Source organism: Streptomyces sp. NPDC017529 (genome assembly GCF_044329785.1).
Classification (GTDB): domain Bacteria; phylum Actinomycetota; class Actinomycetes; order Streptomycetales; family Streptomycetaceae; genus Streptomyces.
Genome location: NZ_JBIRJY010000002.1, coordinates 335220 through 350543, shown reverse-complemented (window position 1 = coordinate 350543; position 15324 = coordinate 335220). Strand labels below are relative to the sequence as shown.

Below are 15324 nucleotides of genomic sequence, written 5' to 3'. Positions count from 1 at the left end.
CGTAACCGCGCCACCCTGCTCCCATGACACCCAACCGGGACAAGGACCAGGACGGCCGGAGCCGGGACCAGAGCCAGGGCAGCCGGAACCAGGACGGCCGGAGCCGGGGGCCGGGCCGGGAGGGGCTCCCGACTGCCACCCGCCGCGCCACCCACACCTCCCACACCACCCACACCCACATCGCCGGCATCCCCATCCCCGACAGCGGGCTGGCCAAGGAGGCCACCGAGCTGATCCGGGACACCACCGACGAGCTGATCTACCACCACTCCCGCCGCGTCTACCTCTTCGGCGCCCGGCACGGCCGCGAACGGGACCTGCCCTTCGACGCGGAGCTCCTCTATGTCGGCGCCCTCTTCCACGACCTCGGACTGACCGACCGGTTCCGCTCCTCCCGGCAGCGCTTCGAACTGGACGGCGCCGACGAGGCCCGCCGCTTCCTGACCGCCCACGGCGTCCCCGCCGACCGCGCCCGCCTCGCCTGGGAAGCCGTCGCCCTGCACACCACTCCGGAGATCCCGCACCACATGGCCCCCGAGGTCGCCCTCGTCACGGCCGGTGTCGAACTCGACGTCCTCGGCATCGGCTACGACACCCTCCCGCCCGAGGCCCGCGACGAGATCCTCGCCGCCCACCCCCGCCCCGACTTCAAGCGCCGCATCCTCCGCGCCTTCCACCAGGGCATCGCCCACCGCCCGGAGACCACCTTCGGCAACGTCAAGGCCGACGTCCTGGCCCGCTTCGATCCGGACTACACCCGTCCGGATTTCGTCCGGATCATCGAGGACGCCGCCTGGCCCGAGTAGCCCCCACTCGCCACCATCAGGGCGTTTCCGCAGGTCAGAGGGGGTGGGCCAATCGGATTTCACCTCACGGCGCGGTTCGTGTAATGTTCTTTCTGCAACGCCGACCGGCAAGAAAAACCGCCGGAAAGCCAAGCGCTCGTAGCTTAACGGATAGAGCATCTGACTACGGATCAGAAGGTTGCAGGTTCGAATCCTGCCGAGCGCACAGCAGGCAAGAGGCCCTGTCGAGTAATCGACAGGGCCTCTTGCCGTAGGGGTGGCGGCTGTCGTTGACGGTGACGCCTCCGGAGAGGCTGCACCATGGCGAATACCTGGGTCGCGAAGGTGCCTGCGGAGTAGCCTGTCAGTAGGCCAGTCCGTGGTTCGGCTGGTATTCCACCCGGACCCCGTAGCGTGCTTCCGGCCCCGGTTGCTGGCGTCGTCCCGACCGGAGGCCGCCATGCCCAGCTCGTCTTTTCCCTCGCCGGATGTGCCCTCGTCGAACGGGCCGCCCCGGCTGCCGCGTGAGGCGCGGATCACCGCCGCGCTGATCGACCTGGCCGACACCCTGGTCGACGACTTCGATCCTGCGGAGTTCCTCTACCGCGTCGCCGAACACTGCATGGATCTGCTCGACATCGGCGACGCCGGCGTGATGCTCGCCCTGCCCGGCGGGCCGCTGCGCCTGGTCGCGGCCTCCTCCGAGCGCGTCCGCGTGGTCGAACTCTTCGAACTCGACGCCAGCGAAGGCCCCTGCTGCACCGCCTTCGACCAAGCCGTCCCCGTCGACCACACCCTCAACGCGGCACCGTCACCGCGCTGGCCGCGCTTCAGCACCCGCGCCCACAGCGCCGGCTACACCTCCGTGCACGCCACCCCGATCCGGCTGCGCGGCGACACCATCGGCGTGCTCAACCTCTTCCGCCGCATCCCCGGTTGCCTGCTGGAAGCCGACCGGCACCTGGCCCGGGCCCTGGCGGACGCCACCGCCATCTCCCTGCTCCAGCAGACCACCCTCGACCAGCACCGCACCGTCCGCGCCCAGCTCGAAAAAGCCCTGGACACCCGCACCATCATCGAACAGGCCAAAGGCTTCCTGGCCGCCCGCCACGAAAGCGACCCCGACACCGCCTTCCACCACATGCGCGCCCACGCCCGCCACCACCACCTGCGCCTGGTCGACCTCGCCCGCGACATCGTCGACGGCACCACCACCCTGCCCCCCCCCGCCCCCGGACACCGGCAGGGCTTCCTCCCCGTCCTGAGCGAGGGGAGCGGGGTTAAACGATTTCCCTCTGGGGGTGGGTGTGGCGTAGAGTCGGGTTCACCGACGCGGGGTGGAGCAGCTCGGTAGCTCGCTGGGCTCATAACCCAGAGGTCGCAGGTTCAAATCCTGTCCCCGCTACTGCGAAGACCGGTCCGGCACTGGAAAGTGCCGGACCGGTCTTTTTTGTGCGCCGCGGCAGGTTCTTATGGGGCGTCCGTGTAGTGGGCGGCCAGGCCGGTGGTGTGCGGGGCGAGGTCCGGGCGGAGGGTGAGGGTGTCCGGGTCGTAGTCGGGGGAGTTCTGGCGGCGGAAGGGCAGGGGCGGGGTCGTCGGGATGGCCAGGAGGCGGGTTCGGAGGGCGTCGGCGGTGGTCTCGAAGCCTTCGGGGGTCATGCGGTCCGCCGAGGGGACGAAGAAGGGCGGGAGGGCGCTCATGCCCGTGTACCAGTAGGTGCCGTGGTGGAGGGGGAAGAGCAGGTCGTCGAGGTCGCCGTTGACGCCCCGGGGGCCGATGGAGGAGGGGCGGGCGCCGGCGGTGACGACGGTCATGGCGCGCTTGCCGGTCAGCGGGCCGTCGCCGTAGCGCAGGGTCTGGCCGGTGGCGGGGTCGTCGATGCCGTACGCGAAGCCCTTGACGAAGATGCGGTCGAACCAGCCCTTGAGGATGGCGGGCATGCCGTACCACCAGAGGGGGAACTGCACGACGAGGGTGTCGGCCCAGGTGATCTTGTCCTGTTCGGCGCGGATGTCCGGGCTCAAGCGGCCGCCGGTGTACGCGCGTTCGGCGGCGTGGCCGACGTGCAGGCGTTCTTCCGGGGTGTGGTCGAAGTCGTCGGCGTCGACGACCGGGTTCCACTTCATGGCGTAGAGGTCGGAGAGCTGGACCTCGTGGCCGTGGGCGCGCAGCGTGCGTATGCCTTCGTCCTTGAGGGCTCCGTTCAGGGAGCGCTGCTCGGGGTGGGCGGCGACCCACAGGACCTTCATGGCGTACCTCCGGGGAGGGGAAAGGGGGCTTGTGTGTATCGATCTTGTGGTGGGGACAGGGGTTCGGACGAGTGGCCGGATGGCCAGCATGTGTGAGGATCGGGCCATGGGCGTTTTCGCGGAGGACGGGCGGCACCGGGTCGCCGTACTGGTGCGGCACGGGTTGCTGCCGATGGAGCTGGGGATCGTGCACCGGGTCTTCGGGCAGGCCGAGACGGCCGGCGGGGAGCGGTTGTACGAGGTGCTGACGTGTGCGCCGGAGCCGGGGGAGTTGCGCACCGACGCGGATTTCACGGTCAACGTGCGGTACGGGCCGCAAGCCCTGGCGGAGGCGGACACCGTCGTGGTGCCGGCCTCGCAGCAGGACTACGGGGACGGCGACGGGTGCCTGAGCGAGGAGATGGCGCGGGCGATGGCGGCCATCCGGCCCGGCACCCGTGTCGCGTCGATCTGTACGGGGTCCTTCGTGCTGGCGGCGGCCGGGCTGCTGGAGGGGCGGCGGGCGACGACGCACTGGCGGTCGGCGGAGCAGTTCCGGCGTTTGTTTCCGGCGGTGGAGCTGGACGCCGATGTTCTGTATACGGATGAGGGGCGGGTCCTCACGGCCGCGGGTGTCGCCTCGGGGATCGATCTGTGCCTGCACATGATCAGGTGTGATCACGGCGCGGCGGTGGCCAACGAGGTGGCGCGGCGTACGGTCGTACCGCCGCACCGGGAGGGCGGGCAGGCCCAGTTCATCCAGCGGCCGGTGCCCGAGCCGCGGCTCTCCTCGACGGCCGCGGCCCGCGCCTGGGCGCTGGAGCACCTGGACCGGCCGGTGACGCTGCGGGAGCTGGCCGCGTGCGAGTCGATGAGCGTGCGCACCTTCACCCGGCGGTTCCGGGAGGAGGTCGGCGTGTCGCCGTTGCAGTGGCTGACCCGCCAACGTGTGGAGCGGGCCCGTCAGTTGCTGGAGGAGACGGAGCTGCCGGTGGACCGGGTGGCGGCGGACGCCGGATTCGGCACGGCGGCCTCGCTGCGGCAGCACCTCCAAGCCGCGGTCGGGGTGTCGCCGAGTACGTATCGCAGCACCTTCAGGGGAGCCGGCAGCCACGCCGGCATGGCGGGGGCGGGGGCCGGCCGGTGAGCGGGTTCGGGGCGGGCGCCGCGGCCTGGTGGTGCACGGGGCCGCGCTGGGAGGGCCACGAGCAGGGGCTCGGGTGGTACTGCCCGGAGCGCGGCGCACAGCGGCGCAGCGCGCTCCCTGAGGGCAAGGCGCTGGCGTTCGCGGTGACGGGCGAGCGGCGGTGCCTCGGGGTGCGGCGGGGAGCGCGGTGGGCCGTGTGCCCGTACGCGGCGGTGCTCGACGGCGGGAGCGCCCGGGACCAGTGCGCGGAGTGCGCGCGGCTGGACCGTTCGCGGTCGGTGGCGGCGGACACGATGGCCGACGACCCGCGTCCGTACGGGGTCTACCTGGCGTATTTCGGGCCGGGGATGCTGAAGGTGGGCATCACGGCGGCCGAGCGCGGGGGCGCGCGCCTGGTGGAGCAGGGCGCCGTCACGTACGCGTGGCTGGGGCGCGGGCCGCTGATGGCGGCGCGCCGGGCGGAGGCGCTGCTGGGGAGCGCGCTGGAGGTACGGGACCGGTACGGCAAGGCGGACAAGCGGGCGGCGCGGGCCGCGCTGCCGCCGGTGCCCGAACGAGTGGCGGCGCTGGCCGGATTGCACGAGGCGGCGCTCGGGCTGGAGGGGTGGCCGGAGGCGCTGGAACCGGCCGCGTTCGCGTGGACGGACCACTCGGAGGTGTTCGGGCTGGCGCGGATTCCGGCGGGGGCCGGGGAGGTCGCGGGGCTGGCCGCCGGGGAGGAGATCGTGGGGGACGTGGTGGCGGGGGCGGGGTCGGACCTGTATGTGCGCGGCGCTGGGGGAGAGGGCGGGGTTTTTGTGGTGGATGCGCGGTTGTTGGCGGGGTGGGTGTTGCGAGGTGCGGTGGGTGGGGTTACTACGGCGACTGTGCGGAGTGGGAAGGGTGATGTGAAGGATGGGGATGGGACGCAGGGGAGTTTGTTTTGACGAGCGGGTTGCGGGGGCCTGACGGGGACTGAGGTCGGCGAGGCCCGGCCCTCCGCGCCTCTCTTGTGGCTATCCCCGCAGGTCAAGGCGATTGTCAGTGGTGGGTGCCATGCTGTTTCCCGTGGTGACCGGCTGGACCGCGCGGGGGGCGGCCCAGTCCGGTTCCACCGCATTCGTGCTGCGGTGACGGGTGTTTCTCAGGAGATTCACAGATACGCGCAAGACGGCTCTCAGAGGGGGTGGTCAGCCTCGACAGCATGACCGTGACAGCGTCCACATCAGCATCAGCCGCCAAGAAGCCTGCCGAGCTGCTGCGTCCCGACGGGAGCCCGGTACGGGTGCTGGTCGTCGACGACGAGGCGTCGCTCGCCGAACTGCTGTCCTTGGCGCTGCGTTACGAAGGCTGGGACATCCGCGCCGAGGGCGACGGTACGACCGCGCTGCGGGCCGCGCGTGAATGGCGGCCGGACGCGGTGCTGCTCGACGTGATGCTGCCGGACATGGACGGGCTGACCGTCCTGGGGCGGCTGCGCCACGAACTGCCCGAGGTGCCGGTGCTGTTCCTGACCGCCAAGGACGCGGTGGAGGACCGGATCGCCGGGCTGACGGCGGGTGGTGACGACTACGTGACCAAGCCCTTCAGCCTGGAGGAGGTGGTGGCGCGGCTGCGCGGGCTGCTGCGCAGGGCGGGTGCCGCCGCGGTGCGCAGCGAGTCGCTGCTGGCGGTGGGAGATCTGCTGCTCGACGAGGAGAGCCACGACGTGTGGCGGGGCGGCCAGGAGATCCATCTGACGGCCACCGAGTTCGAGCTGCTGCGGTATCTGATGCGCAACCCGCGGCGGGTGCTGAGCAAGTCGCAGATCCTGGACCGGGTGTGGAGCTACGACTTCGGCGGCCAGGCCAACGTCGTGGAGCTGTACATCTCCTACCTGCGGCGGAAGATCGACGCGGGGCGCAGCCCGATGATCCACACACGCCGCGGCGCGGGATATCTGATCAAGCCGGGGGCGTAGCGGGTGGCGAAGGCCGCGCGGGGCGGGGCCGGGCGCGCGGGCGGGAGGGGAGCCCGGGCCCGGCGTCGCTGGACGCTGCGTACGCGGCTGGTCGTCTCGGCCGTCGTGCTGATCGCGGTCGTCTGCGCGGTGATCGGCACGGTCACCACCATCGCGCTGCACTCCTACCTCCAGGGCCAACTGGACGACAAGGTGCGCGAGTCCGCCGAACACGCCGGCGGCCGGCGGGACGACTTCCTGGACTTCCAGGACCTCGGCTTCGTCGCGGCGCCCGGGCAGCCCATCGGCACGGTCGGCGCCCGGCTCTCCTCCGACGGCCGGATCACCGCCGCCGCGCGGAGCGTCGACGCGCGCAACCCGCTGCCGGTCCAGAACCTGGTCTCGCTGACCGACGAGCAGGTCAGGGCGCTGGCCGAAGTGCCGCGCGACGGCCGCCCGCACACTGTCACGCTGCCCGGCCGCGGCGACTACCGCGTCGCGTCGGCGCCGGACGGCTCGGCCCTGGTCGGGCTGCCGTCCGACGAGGTGCAGAAGGTCGTCGCCCGGCTGGTCGTGGTGGAGGTCTGCGTCACCGCGGCGGGCCTGGTGGCCGCCGGCATAGCGGGCGCCGCCTCGGTCCGCCTCGCGCTGTGGCCGCTGCGCCGCGTCGCCGCCACCGCCACCCGGGTCTCGGAGCTGCCGCTGCACCGCGGCGAGGTGGCCCTGCACGAGCGGGTACCGGCCGCGGAGGCCGACCCGCGTACGGAGGTCGGCCAGGTCGGCGCGGCGCTCAACCGCATGCTGGGCCATGTGGGGTCGGCGCTCGCGGCCCGGCAGGAGAGCGAGACGCGGGTCCGCAGGTTCGTCGCGGACGCGAGCCACGAACTGCGCACGCCGCTGGCGTCGATCCGGGGCTACGCCGAGCTGACCCGGCGCGGCCGGGAGCAGCCGGGCCCCGCCACCCGGCACGCCCTGGGGCGCATCGAGTCCGAGGCGGTGCGGATGACCGGGCTGGTGGAGGACCTGCTGCTGCTCGCCCGGCTGGATGCCGGGCGCCCGCTCTCGTACGAGAGCACCGACCTCGCGCCGCTGCTCGTGGACGCCGTCAGCGACGCGCGTGCCGCGGGGCCCCGCCACACGTGGCGCCTGGAGCTGCCGGACGACCCGGCTCCGGTTCGGGCCGACGGGGACCGGCTGCGCCAAGTGCTGGTCAACCTGCTCGCCAATGCCCGTACGCACACCCCGGAGGGCACGACGGTCGTCGCCCGGCTGTGCCGCGAGGCGCCGATGGCCGGGTCGGGTCCGTTCGTCCGGCTGGAGGTGCAGGACGACGGGCCGGGCGTACCGCCGGCGCTGCTGCCGCACGTCTTCGAGCGCTTCGCCCGCGGCGACGCCTCCCGTTCCCGTACCGGCGGGTCCGGGAGCCGTGCCGGCTCCCGCGGCGGCAGTACGGGGCTCGGGCTGGCGATCGTGCACGCCGTGGTCGCGGCGCACGGCGGTACGGCCGGGGTGGAGAGCGTCCCCGGGCGTACGGTCTTCAGCGTCCGGCTGCCGGCGGAGGGGCCGGCGCGCGGCGCGGCGGCGAAGAGCCCGGCGTGTGGCGATTCGGGGAAGAGCCCGGCGCGCGGTGTCACAAGCGCCCCTCAGTCACCCCATACGCCCCTGGAGCACACCCATTCACAGCCGGGTCACAGGAGCACCACACAAGGGTGACAGCCCGCCTCGGGAGTGTTCGGTTCCATGACGACGACTCACCCGGCCCGCACCCCCCTGGGCTTCCTGCCGCCCCGCGAGCATCTGCGCCTCGGGCAGATCGCGACGGTGCTCGATGTCGTGATCCCCGTCTACAACGAGGAGTCCGACCTGGAGCCGTGCGTACGGCGGCTCCACGACCACCTCTCCCGCACCTTCCCCTACGGCTTCCGGATCACCATCGCGGACAACGCGAGCACCGACCGCACGCCCGAGATCTCCGCCAAGCTGGACGACGCGATCCGCGAAGTGGCGGCCGTGCGCCTGGAGGAGAAGGGCCGCGGCCGGGCCCTGCGCACCGTCTGGTCCCTGTCCGACGCCCCGGTGCTCGCCTACATGGACGTCGACCTGTCCACCGATCTGAACGCGCTGCTGCCGCTTGTCGCCCCGCTCATCTCGGGCCACTCCGACCTGGCGATCGGCTCCCGGCTGGCGCGCAGTTCGCGGGTGGTGCGCGGGCCGAAGCGCGAGTTCATCTCCCGTACGTACAACCTCATCCTGCGCGGTTCGCTGGCCGCCCGCTTCTCCGACGCGCAGTGCGGCTTCAAGGCCGTACGGGGCGATGTCGCCGAGCGGCTGCTGCCGATGGTCGAGGACAGCGGGTGGTTCTTCGACACCGAGATGCTGGTGCTCGCGGAGCGAGCCGGGCTGCGCATCCACGAGGTGCCGGTGGACTGGGTGGACGATCCGGACAGCACCGTGCACATCGTGCGCACGGCCACCGAGGACCTCAAGGGCGTCTGGCGGGTGGGGCGCGCGCTGGCGACCGGCGCGCTGCCCCTGGACCGGCTCGCGCGACCCTTCGGCGACGACCCGCGCGACCGCGAACTGAGCGGCGTACCGCGCGGCCTGGCCCGCCAGATCATGGGCTTCTGCGTGGTCGGCGCCCTGAGCACGCTCCTCTACCTCGGTCTCTACTCGCTCTTCCGGCTCGGTGTCGGACCGCAGACCGCCAACGCCGCCGCGCTGCTGCTGTCCGCGATCGGCAACACGGCGGCGAACCGGCGCCTGACCTTCGGCGTACGGGGCCGCGACCGCGTGGTCCGCCACCAGGCGCAGGGCCTCGTCGTGTTCGGCATCGGCCTCGCCCTGACCAGTGGTTCGCTGGCCGCCCTGGACGCCGCGACCGGCGACCCGGCGCACGGTACCGAGATGGCGGTGCTGGTCGCCGCGAACCTCGCGGCCACTCTGCTGCGGTTCCTGCTCTTCCGGTCCTGGGTCTTCACCGAACGCGAGCCGGCCACCGCGTCCCGCCCCGCCACCGCCTCCCGGCCCCGCGCCACCGCCGCCTTGAACGACACCCGCAGGAGCGCTCGATGACCCCGCACCACCCCCGCGCAACGCACCCGGCGGCGGCCGCCGGCCAGGCACCCGCACCCGGTTCACCCGACTCGCACGAGCCACCGGAGACACCGGAGGCACCGGAGGCACCAACCACCCCGGAAGCCCAAGCGGCACCATCCGATCCCCGCTGGGCGCGCCCCGCGCTCATCGCGCTGCTCGTGGCCACCGCCGCGATCTATCTCTGGGACCTGGGCGCCTCCGGCTACGCGAACCAGTTCTACTCGGCCGCGGCGCAGGCCGGCTCCGCGAGCTGGAAGGCGCTGTTCTTCGGTTCGCTCGACGCCGCCAACTCCATCACCGTGGACAAGCCCCCCGCGGCCCTCTGGCCGATGGCGCTGTCGGTCCGGCTGTTCGGTCTCAACGCGTGGGCGATCCTGGTGCCGGAGGCGCTGATGGGCGTCGCGGCGGTCGGTGTGCTGTACGCGGCCGTACGGCGCCGCTTCGGCGCGGGGGCCGGGCTGCTCGCGGGCGCGCTGTTCGCGCTGACGCCCGTCGCCGCCCTGATGTTCCGCTTCAACAACCCCGACGCGCTGCTGTGCCTGCTGATGGTCGGCGCCATCTACTACGTACTGCGCGCGCTGGAGGACGCCCGCACCAAGTGGCTGCTGCTGGCGGGTGTCTGCTTCGGCCTCGGCTTCCTGACCAAGACGCTCCAGGCGTGGCTGATCCTGCCGCCGCTGGCGCTGGTGTACGCGGTGTGCGCGCCCACCGCCCTGCGTCGCCGGATCGGGCAACTGCTCCTCGCGGGGCTGGCGATGGTCGTGTCCTGTGGCTGGTGGGTCGCGATCGTGGAGCTGTGGCCGGCCGGCTCGCGCCCGTACATCGGCGGCTCGCAGAAGAACAGCTTCCTGGAGCTGACCTTCGGCTACAACGGTCTCGGCCGCCTCAACGGCGACGAGGCCGGCAGCGTCGGCGGCGGGGGCCGTCGCGGTGGGAACGGGGGCGGCGGCGGCTGGGGCGACACCGGTATCGACCGGCTCTTCACCTCCGACATGGGCGGCCAGATCTCCTGGCTGCTGCCCGCCGCCTTGATCCTGTTCGTCGCGGGGCTGGTGGTGCTGTGGCGCGCCAAGCGGACCGATGCGGCGCGCGCGGCGCTCCTGGTGTGGGGCGGCGCGCTGCTGATGACGTTCGCCACCTTCAGCTTCATGTCCGGGATCTACCACCAGTACTACAACGTCGCCCTGGCGCCGTACATCGCGGCGCTGGTCGCGATGGGCGGAACGCTGCTCTGGCAGCGGCGGGCGCGGAAGGCCGCCGTGCTGGTGCTGGCGGCCACGGTCGCGGCGACGGCGGTCTGGGCGTACGTCCTGCTGGACCGGTCGCCGCAGTGGCTGCCGTGGCTGCGCTGGTCGGTGGTGGCCGTCGGCGCGGTGGCGGCGCTGGGTCTGCTGCTGTCCGTACGGCTGGGGCGCCGCCTGGCCGTGGTCGCGGCCGGGCTGGGTGTGGCCGCGGCGGTGGGCGGGCCGGTCGCGTACGCCGCCAACACGGTGAACACCCCGCACAGCGGGTCGATCGTCACCGCGGGGCCGGAGGTCAAGGGCGCGGGCAACGGCGGCCTGATCATGATCGGGCCCGGCGGCAAGCGGACCGCCGGCCCGCCGCCCCGGGGCGGCGGCCAAGGCCAAGGCCAAGGCCAGGGGCAGGGCCAGGGTCCGGGCCAAGGCCCAGGCCAGGGCCAAGGCCAAGGCCAAGGCCAGGGACAGGGCAAGGGCCAGCCGCCGGGCGCCAACCAGAACCCGCGCCCCGGCGCCCCCGGAACGCCCGGCGCCGGCGAACGCGGCAAGCCCCGCATCGCCCTGAGCGGCCTCCTCGCAGGCCAGCGCGTCAGCGCCGAGGCCAAGGCCGCCCTGCGCAAGAACGCGGCCGACTACACCTGGGCCGCCGCGACCATCGGCGCCCAGAACGCCGCCAGTTACCAGTTGGCCACCCGGCTGCCGGTCATGCCCATCGGCGGTTTCAACGGCAGCGACCCGTCGCCGACGCTGGAACAGTTCAAGGAGTACGTGCGCCAGGGGAAGATCCACTATTTCATCGGCGGCGGCCTGGGCGGCGGGTTCTTCCGCGAGAACGTCCCCAACGGGGCGAACTCGGCCGACATCACGAGTTGGGTCGAGAAGAACTTCAAGAAGGTGGACCTCGGGGGCGCGACGGCCTACGACCTTTCCCGGCCCGTCAAGTGAGCTAGCGGTCCTCCCGGCGCCCTGCGGTCCCCTCCGGCCCCGACCGGTAATTGGCTGTACGGCGTATAGCGCTCCCTGTACGGTGTAAAGCATCCGCTCACCCCCCTCCGTACAGGGAGCACGTATGCCCGCCGTGGCCTCCAGCGCCACCTCGCCCCTGAGTCCGCCCCGCAATCCCACCCGCTGGCTCATCCTCGCCGTCATCTGCCTCGCGCAGCTGACCGTCCTGCTCGACAACACCGTCCTGAACGTCGCCGTCCCCTCGCTGACTTCGGAGATGGGCGCGACCACCGCCGACGTCCAGTGGATGCTCAACGCGTACTCCCTGGTGCAGTCCGGCCTGCTGCTCACCGCGGGCAACGCCGCCGACCGCTACGGCCGCAAGAAGATGCTCGCCCTCGGCCTGGTGCTGTTCGGCGTCGCCTCGCTCGCCGCCTCCCTCGCCCAGTCGCCCGGCCAGCTGATCGCGGCCCGCGCCGCCATGGGCGTCGGCGGCGCGCTGCTGATGACGACCACGCTCGCCGTCGTCATGCAGATATTCGACGACACCGAGCGCCCCAAGGCCATCGGCATCTGGAGCTCGGTCAACTCGCTCGGCTTCGCCGCCGGGCCGCTGATCGGCGGCTCCCTGCTGGCCCACTTCTGGTGGGGCTCGCTGTTTCTGATCAACATCCCGGTCGCCTTCATCGGCCTCGCCGCCGTCCTGCGCCTCGTCCCCGAGTCGAAGAGCTCCAGCGGCGACCGGCCCGACCTGCTCGGCGCGCTGCTCTCCATGATCGGCATGGTGGGCGTGGTCTTCGCGATCATCTCCGGGCCCGAGAGCGGCTGGCTCTCCGGCCGGGTGCTGGGCTCCGCCGCCGTCGGCGTCGTGGGGCTCGCCGTCTTCGCGCTGTGGGAGCTGCGCATACCGAACCCGATGCTGGACATGCACTTCTTCCGCAACAGCCGCTTCATCGGCGCCGTGTCCGGCGGCATCCTGGTGGCCTTCGGCCTGGGCGGGTCGATGTTCCTGCTCACCCAGCACCTGCAACTGGTCCTCGGGTACGGCCCGTTGGAGGCCGGGCTGCGGATGGCGCCGCTGGCGCTGATGGTCGTCGCGCTGAACTTCACCGGCCTGGGCGTCAAGCTGCTGCCCAAGCTGGGCACGCCCGGCATGATCGTGACCGGTATGAGCCTGCTGGCCGGCGGCCTGGCCGCCATCGCCACCCTGGGCAGCGAGAGCTACGGCGGCATGCTGCTCGGACTGCTGCTGATGGGCGTCGGCGTGGCGTTCGCGATGCCCACGATGGCCAACGCGATCATGTCGTCGATCCCGGTGGAGAAGGCGGGCGTGGGCGCGGGCGTGAACGGCACGCTGATGGAGTTCGGCCAGGGCCTGGGCGTCGCCGTCCTCGGCGCGGTCCTCAACTCCCGCTTCGCCGCGCTGCTCCCGGCGGTCGCCCTGGGCGCGGGGTCGCTGCCCGCGGCGCTGGCCATGGCCCGTACGGACGCGGACCGGGCAGCCGTGCACGACGCGTTCGCCTCCGGCATCGGCACCAGCCAACTGGTGGGCGCCGCCGCCGTCTTCCTCGGCGGGCTGCTCGCGGCGTTCCTGCTGCGCCGCGCCGAGCGCGACCGGCCGGGACCGCAGCCGGAGCCGGACCGGCAGCCGGCCGGTGACATACGCCCGGAGCCGTCCGGCGCCCGGCCGGAATAGCATCGACCGCGAACCACTGCACGAAGGAAAGGGAGGGCGCGAGATGACAGCGAGCCGCGCCGAGAAGCAGCCGAAGAGCGTGTGGCTGACCGAGCGCCCCCCGGTGAAACGGAAGGCGGACCAGCCGGCCGGACTGGACCTCGACAAGATCGTCGCGGCCACGGTCCGGCTGCTGGACGCCGAGGGCCTGGCGAAGTTCTCGATGCGGCGCCTCGCCGCGGAGCTGGGCGTCACCGCCATGTCCGTCTACTGGTACGTCGACACCAAGGACGACCTGCTGGAACTGGCCATGGACGCGGTGGCCGGCGAGATCGGCCTGCCCGACGAGTCCGACGCGGCGGCCGACTGGCGCGACCACCTGCGCCACCTCGCCACCGAGTACCGCACCATGCTGCTCGCCCACCCCTGGGTGCCGCGGCTGCTGGGCGAGTACCTCAACTTCGGTCCGCGCTCGATGGCCTTCTCCACCGCGACGCTGCGGGTGATGGCGCGCAGCGGCCTGTCGAAGGAGTCGGCTTCGGGCGCGCTGGCGGCCGTCTTCCAGTTCGTCTACGGCTTCGCCACCATCCAGGGCCTGCACCGGGCCCGGTGCCAGTCGGTGGGCAGCACCCTGGACGAGTACTTCCAGCAGGTGGTGCACGCCGTACAGGACCGTCCGGAGTTCGCCGAGACGATGGAGCTCTCCGTCAAGGCGGTGTACGACCGGGGGGTGTCCGCCGAGCAGATGCTGGAGGACGACTTCGCCTTCGCCCTCGACCTCCAGATCGCGGGCATCGAGGCGATGCGGGAGCGCGAACGGGCGCGGGAGGCGGCGGCGCCTCCGGTCCCTTAGCACCTCGCACGCCGCTATGAACGCTCTGGGCGTCCAGACGCGTGAAGCGGTCCCGCCGAACGTGGGCTTCGGCGGTTTCCGCGGTTTTTGAGCGCCGCGCCGCGTGTACCTCTTATCTGATCATTTCTCAGCTCAGCGCAGCGTAAGGAGCTCTACATGCGCGTTCGTACCACCATCAGCGCGGGTGTCCTGGCCGTCGCGGCCGTCCTCGGCAGCGTCGGTACCGCCGTAGCCGACGCCGGGGCGGGTGCCAAGGTCGCCAACTCGCCGGGCATCCTGTCCGGCAACGCCATCCAGGTCCCGATCGACCTCGATCTCCCGATCTGTGGCAACACGATCGACGTCATCGGGCTGCTGAACCCCGCCACGGGCAACAAGTGCAAGACCGACTGATCAGTTGCGGGCACGACCCCGTACGACGGCGCCCCGCCCCTTGCCAGGCAAGGGGCGGGGCGCCGTCACTCGGTGCGACTCATGCGGTCCTGGTCAGGCCGCGGGCAGGCTCTCGCCCTGTACGGCCTGGATGTCCAGCTCGACCCTGAGCGTCGTGCCGATCGCCGCGATACCGGCGGCGACGACCTGGTTGTAGTTCATCTTGAAGTCCTCGCGGCGCAGCTCGGCGGTGGCGTTGAACGCCGCCCGCACGCCGCCCCACGGGTCGGGGCCCGTGCCGAGGTAGCTCAGGTCCAGGTCCACCGGGCGGACCACGCCGCGCAGCGACAGGTCGCCGTGCACGGTCCAGCGGTCGGGGCCGGCCGCCTCCAGGCCGGTGCTGCGGTAGGTCATCTCCGGGTACTGCTCGACGTCCAGGAAGTCCCCGGACCGCAGGTGCCCGTCGCGCATCCCGTTGCCGGTGTCGATCGACGCCGTCTTGATGACCGCCTCGACCGACGACTTGTGCAGGTCCTCGGCGATCTCGATGCGGCCCGCGAAGTCCAGGAAGCGGCCGTGCACGCTGGTGATGCCCAGGTGCTGGGCGGTCGCCGCGACCGTCGAGTGCATCGGGTCGACGGTCCAGGGACCGGGCGGCGGCAGTTCGGCCCCGCCCTGCCGCGCCAGCGTCACGGTGCCGACGTCCATCCGGCCGCTCGCCGTCACGATCGCGCTGGACGCCACCGGCGCGTAACCGACCGCCGTCACGATCACCGTGTACGGGCCGGGGGCCAGCGGCTGCGCGTCCCGTACGACGCCGTCCTGGTCGGCCGCCGCGCGCAGCACCTGGGTGCCGGTCATGTCGGTGACGGTCAGCACCGCGTGCTGCACCGCCCAGCCGTCCCGCGTACGGACCTGTGCGCGTACGCCCGCGCCGTTGGCCGCTCCCGCTGCCGCGCCCGTCGAACTCATTCCCACTCCCGTTCTTGCCTCTCACATGTCGGGCTCCGGGCGGCGGCACGCAGGCCGTCCCCTGCCTGTGCGCGTACCGCCGCCGGAGCCCTGG

The 15324-nt window shown here is 72.4% G+C and carries 13 protein-coding genes and 2 tRNA genes; 13 read left to right on the top strand and 2 right to left on the bottom strand.

Annotated features, from left to right (window positions below):
• Nucleotides 1-23 precede the first annotated feature (23 nt).
• The 4 genes from ACH4K4_RS05280 to ACH4K4_RS05265 all read left to right on the top strand — a co-directional run bounded on the left by ACH4K4_RS05280 (nucleotide 24) and on the right by ACH4K4_RS05265 (nucleotide 2190).
• Nucleotides 24-806: an HD domain-containing protein gene (locus ACH4K4_RS05280; RefSeq protein WP_398164945.1), complete on the top strand. Its 783-nt coding sequence runs from the start codon at nucleotides 24-26 to the stop codon at nucleotides 804-806.
• A 132-nt stretch (nucleotides 807-938) separates the two neighbouring features.
• A tRNA-Arg gene (locus ACH4K4_RS05275) sits at nucleotides 939-1011 on the top strand.
• A gap of 234 nt (nucleotides 1012-1245) precedes the next feature.
• The gene (locus ACH4K4_RS05270; RefSeq protein ID WP_398164943.1) at nucleotides 1246-2139 is read left to right on the top strand and encodes a GAF domain-containing protein; all 894 of its coding nucleotides are present in this window, start codon (nucleotides 1246-1248) and stop codon (nucleotides 2137-2139) included.
• Nucleotides 2117-2190 (top strand) — tRNA-Met (locus tag ACH4K4_RS05265). Before ACH4K4_RS05270 ends, ACH4K4_RS05265 begins: the two co-directional genes overlap by 23 nt.
• Before the next feature lie 65 nt (nucleotides 2191-2255).
• On the opposite strand, the gene ACH4K4_RS05260 is transcribed toward ACH4K4_RS05265, so the two are convergent.
• Complete coding sequence (locus tag ACH4K4_RS05260) at nucleotides 2256-3035, bottom strand: NAD(P)H-dependent oxidoreductase (RefSeq protein WP_398164942.1); 780 nt, start codon at nucleotides 3033-3035, stop codon at nucleotides 2256-2258.
• 79 nt (nucleotides 3036-3114) lie between these two features.
• Here ACH4K4_RS05260 and ACH4K4_RS05255 point away from each other — a divergent pair, with 79 nt between their 5' ends.
• From ACH4K4_RS05255 to ACH4K4_RS05215, 9 genes are all read left to right on the top strand, one after another.
• On the top strand, nucleotides 3115-4161 hold the full coding sequence (locus tag ACH4K4_RS05255) for a GlxA family transcriptional regulator (RefSeq protein ID WP_398164941.1): 1047 nt from the start codon (nucleotides 3115-3117) through the stop codon (nucleotides 4159-4161).
• Nucleotides 4158-5087: a DUF2797 domain-containing protein gene (locus tag ACH4K4_RS05250; protein ID WP_398164940.1), complete on the top strand. Its 930-nt coding sequence runs from the start codon at nucleotides 4158-4160 to the stop codon at nucleotides 5085-5087. Before ACH4K4_RS05255 ends, ACH4K4_RS05250 begins: the two co-directional genes overlap by 4 nt.
• A 257-nt stretch (nucleotides 5088-5344) precedes the next feature.
• Nucleotides 5345-6100: a response regulator transcription factor gene (locus ACH4K4_RS05245; RefSeq protein ID WP_398164939.1), complete on the top strand. Its 756-nt coding sequence runs from the start codon at nucleotides 5345-5347 to the stop codon at nucleotides 6098-6100.
• 87 nt (nucleotides 6101-6187) lie between these two features.
• Nucleotides 6188-7792, top strand: coding sequence for a sensor histidine kinase (locus tag ACH4K4_RS05240; RefSeq protein ID WP_398165409.1), 1605 nt, complete (start codon nucleotides 6188-6190; stop codon nucleotides 7790-7792).
• A gap of 27 nt (nucleotides 7793-7819) precedes the next feature.
• Nucleotides 7820-9151, top strand: a complete 1332-nt coding sequence (locus ACH4K4_RS05235; protein WP_398164938.1) for a glycosyltransferase — start codon at nucleotides 7820-7822, stop codon at nucleotides 9149-9151.
• A complete protein-coding gene (locus ACH4K4_RS05230; RefSeq protein ID WP_398164937.1) occupies nucleotides 9148-11358 on the top strand; it encodes an ArnT family glycosyltransferase in 2211 nt (736 codons plus the stop codon). The genes ACH4K4_RS05235 and ACH4K4_RS05230 overlap by 4 nt, the downstream gene beginning before the upstream one ends.
• A 124-nt stretch (nucleotides 11359-11482) precedes the next feature.
• Entirely contained in the window at nucleotides 11483-13054 is a 1572-nt protein-coding gene (locus ACH4K4_RS05225) for an MFS transporter (protein WP_398164936.1), read from the top strand.
• Between the two features lie 43 nt (nucleotides 13055-13097).
• Entirely contained in the window at nucleotides 13098-13886 is a 789-nt protein-coding gene (locus tag ACH4K4_RS05220) for a TetR/AcrR family transcriptional regulator (RefSeq protein WP_398164935.1), read from the top strand.
• Nucleotides 13887-14042: 156 nt separating this feature from the next.
• Complete coding sequence (locus ACH4K4_RS05215; RefSeq protein WP_398164934.1) at nucleotides 14043-14279, top strand: chaplin; 237 nt, start codon at nucleotides 14043-14045, stop codon at nucleotides 14277-14279.
• A gap of 93 nt (nucleotides 14280-14372) precedes the next feature.
• Here the strand turns inward: ACH4K4_RS05215 and ACH4K4_RS05210 are convergent, their stop codons facing one another.
• A complete protein-coding gene (locus ACH4K4_RS05210; RefSeq protein ID WP_398164933.1) occupies nucleotides 14373-15230 on the bottom strand; it encodes a YceI family protein in 858 nt (285 codons plus the stop codon).
• Between the last annotated feature and the right edge of the window lie 94 nt (nucleotides 15231-15324).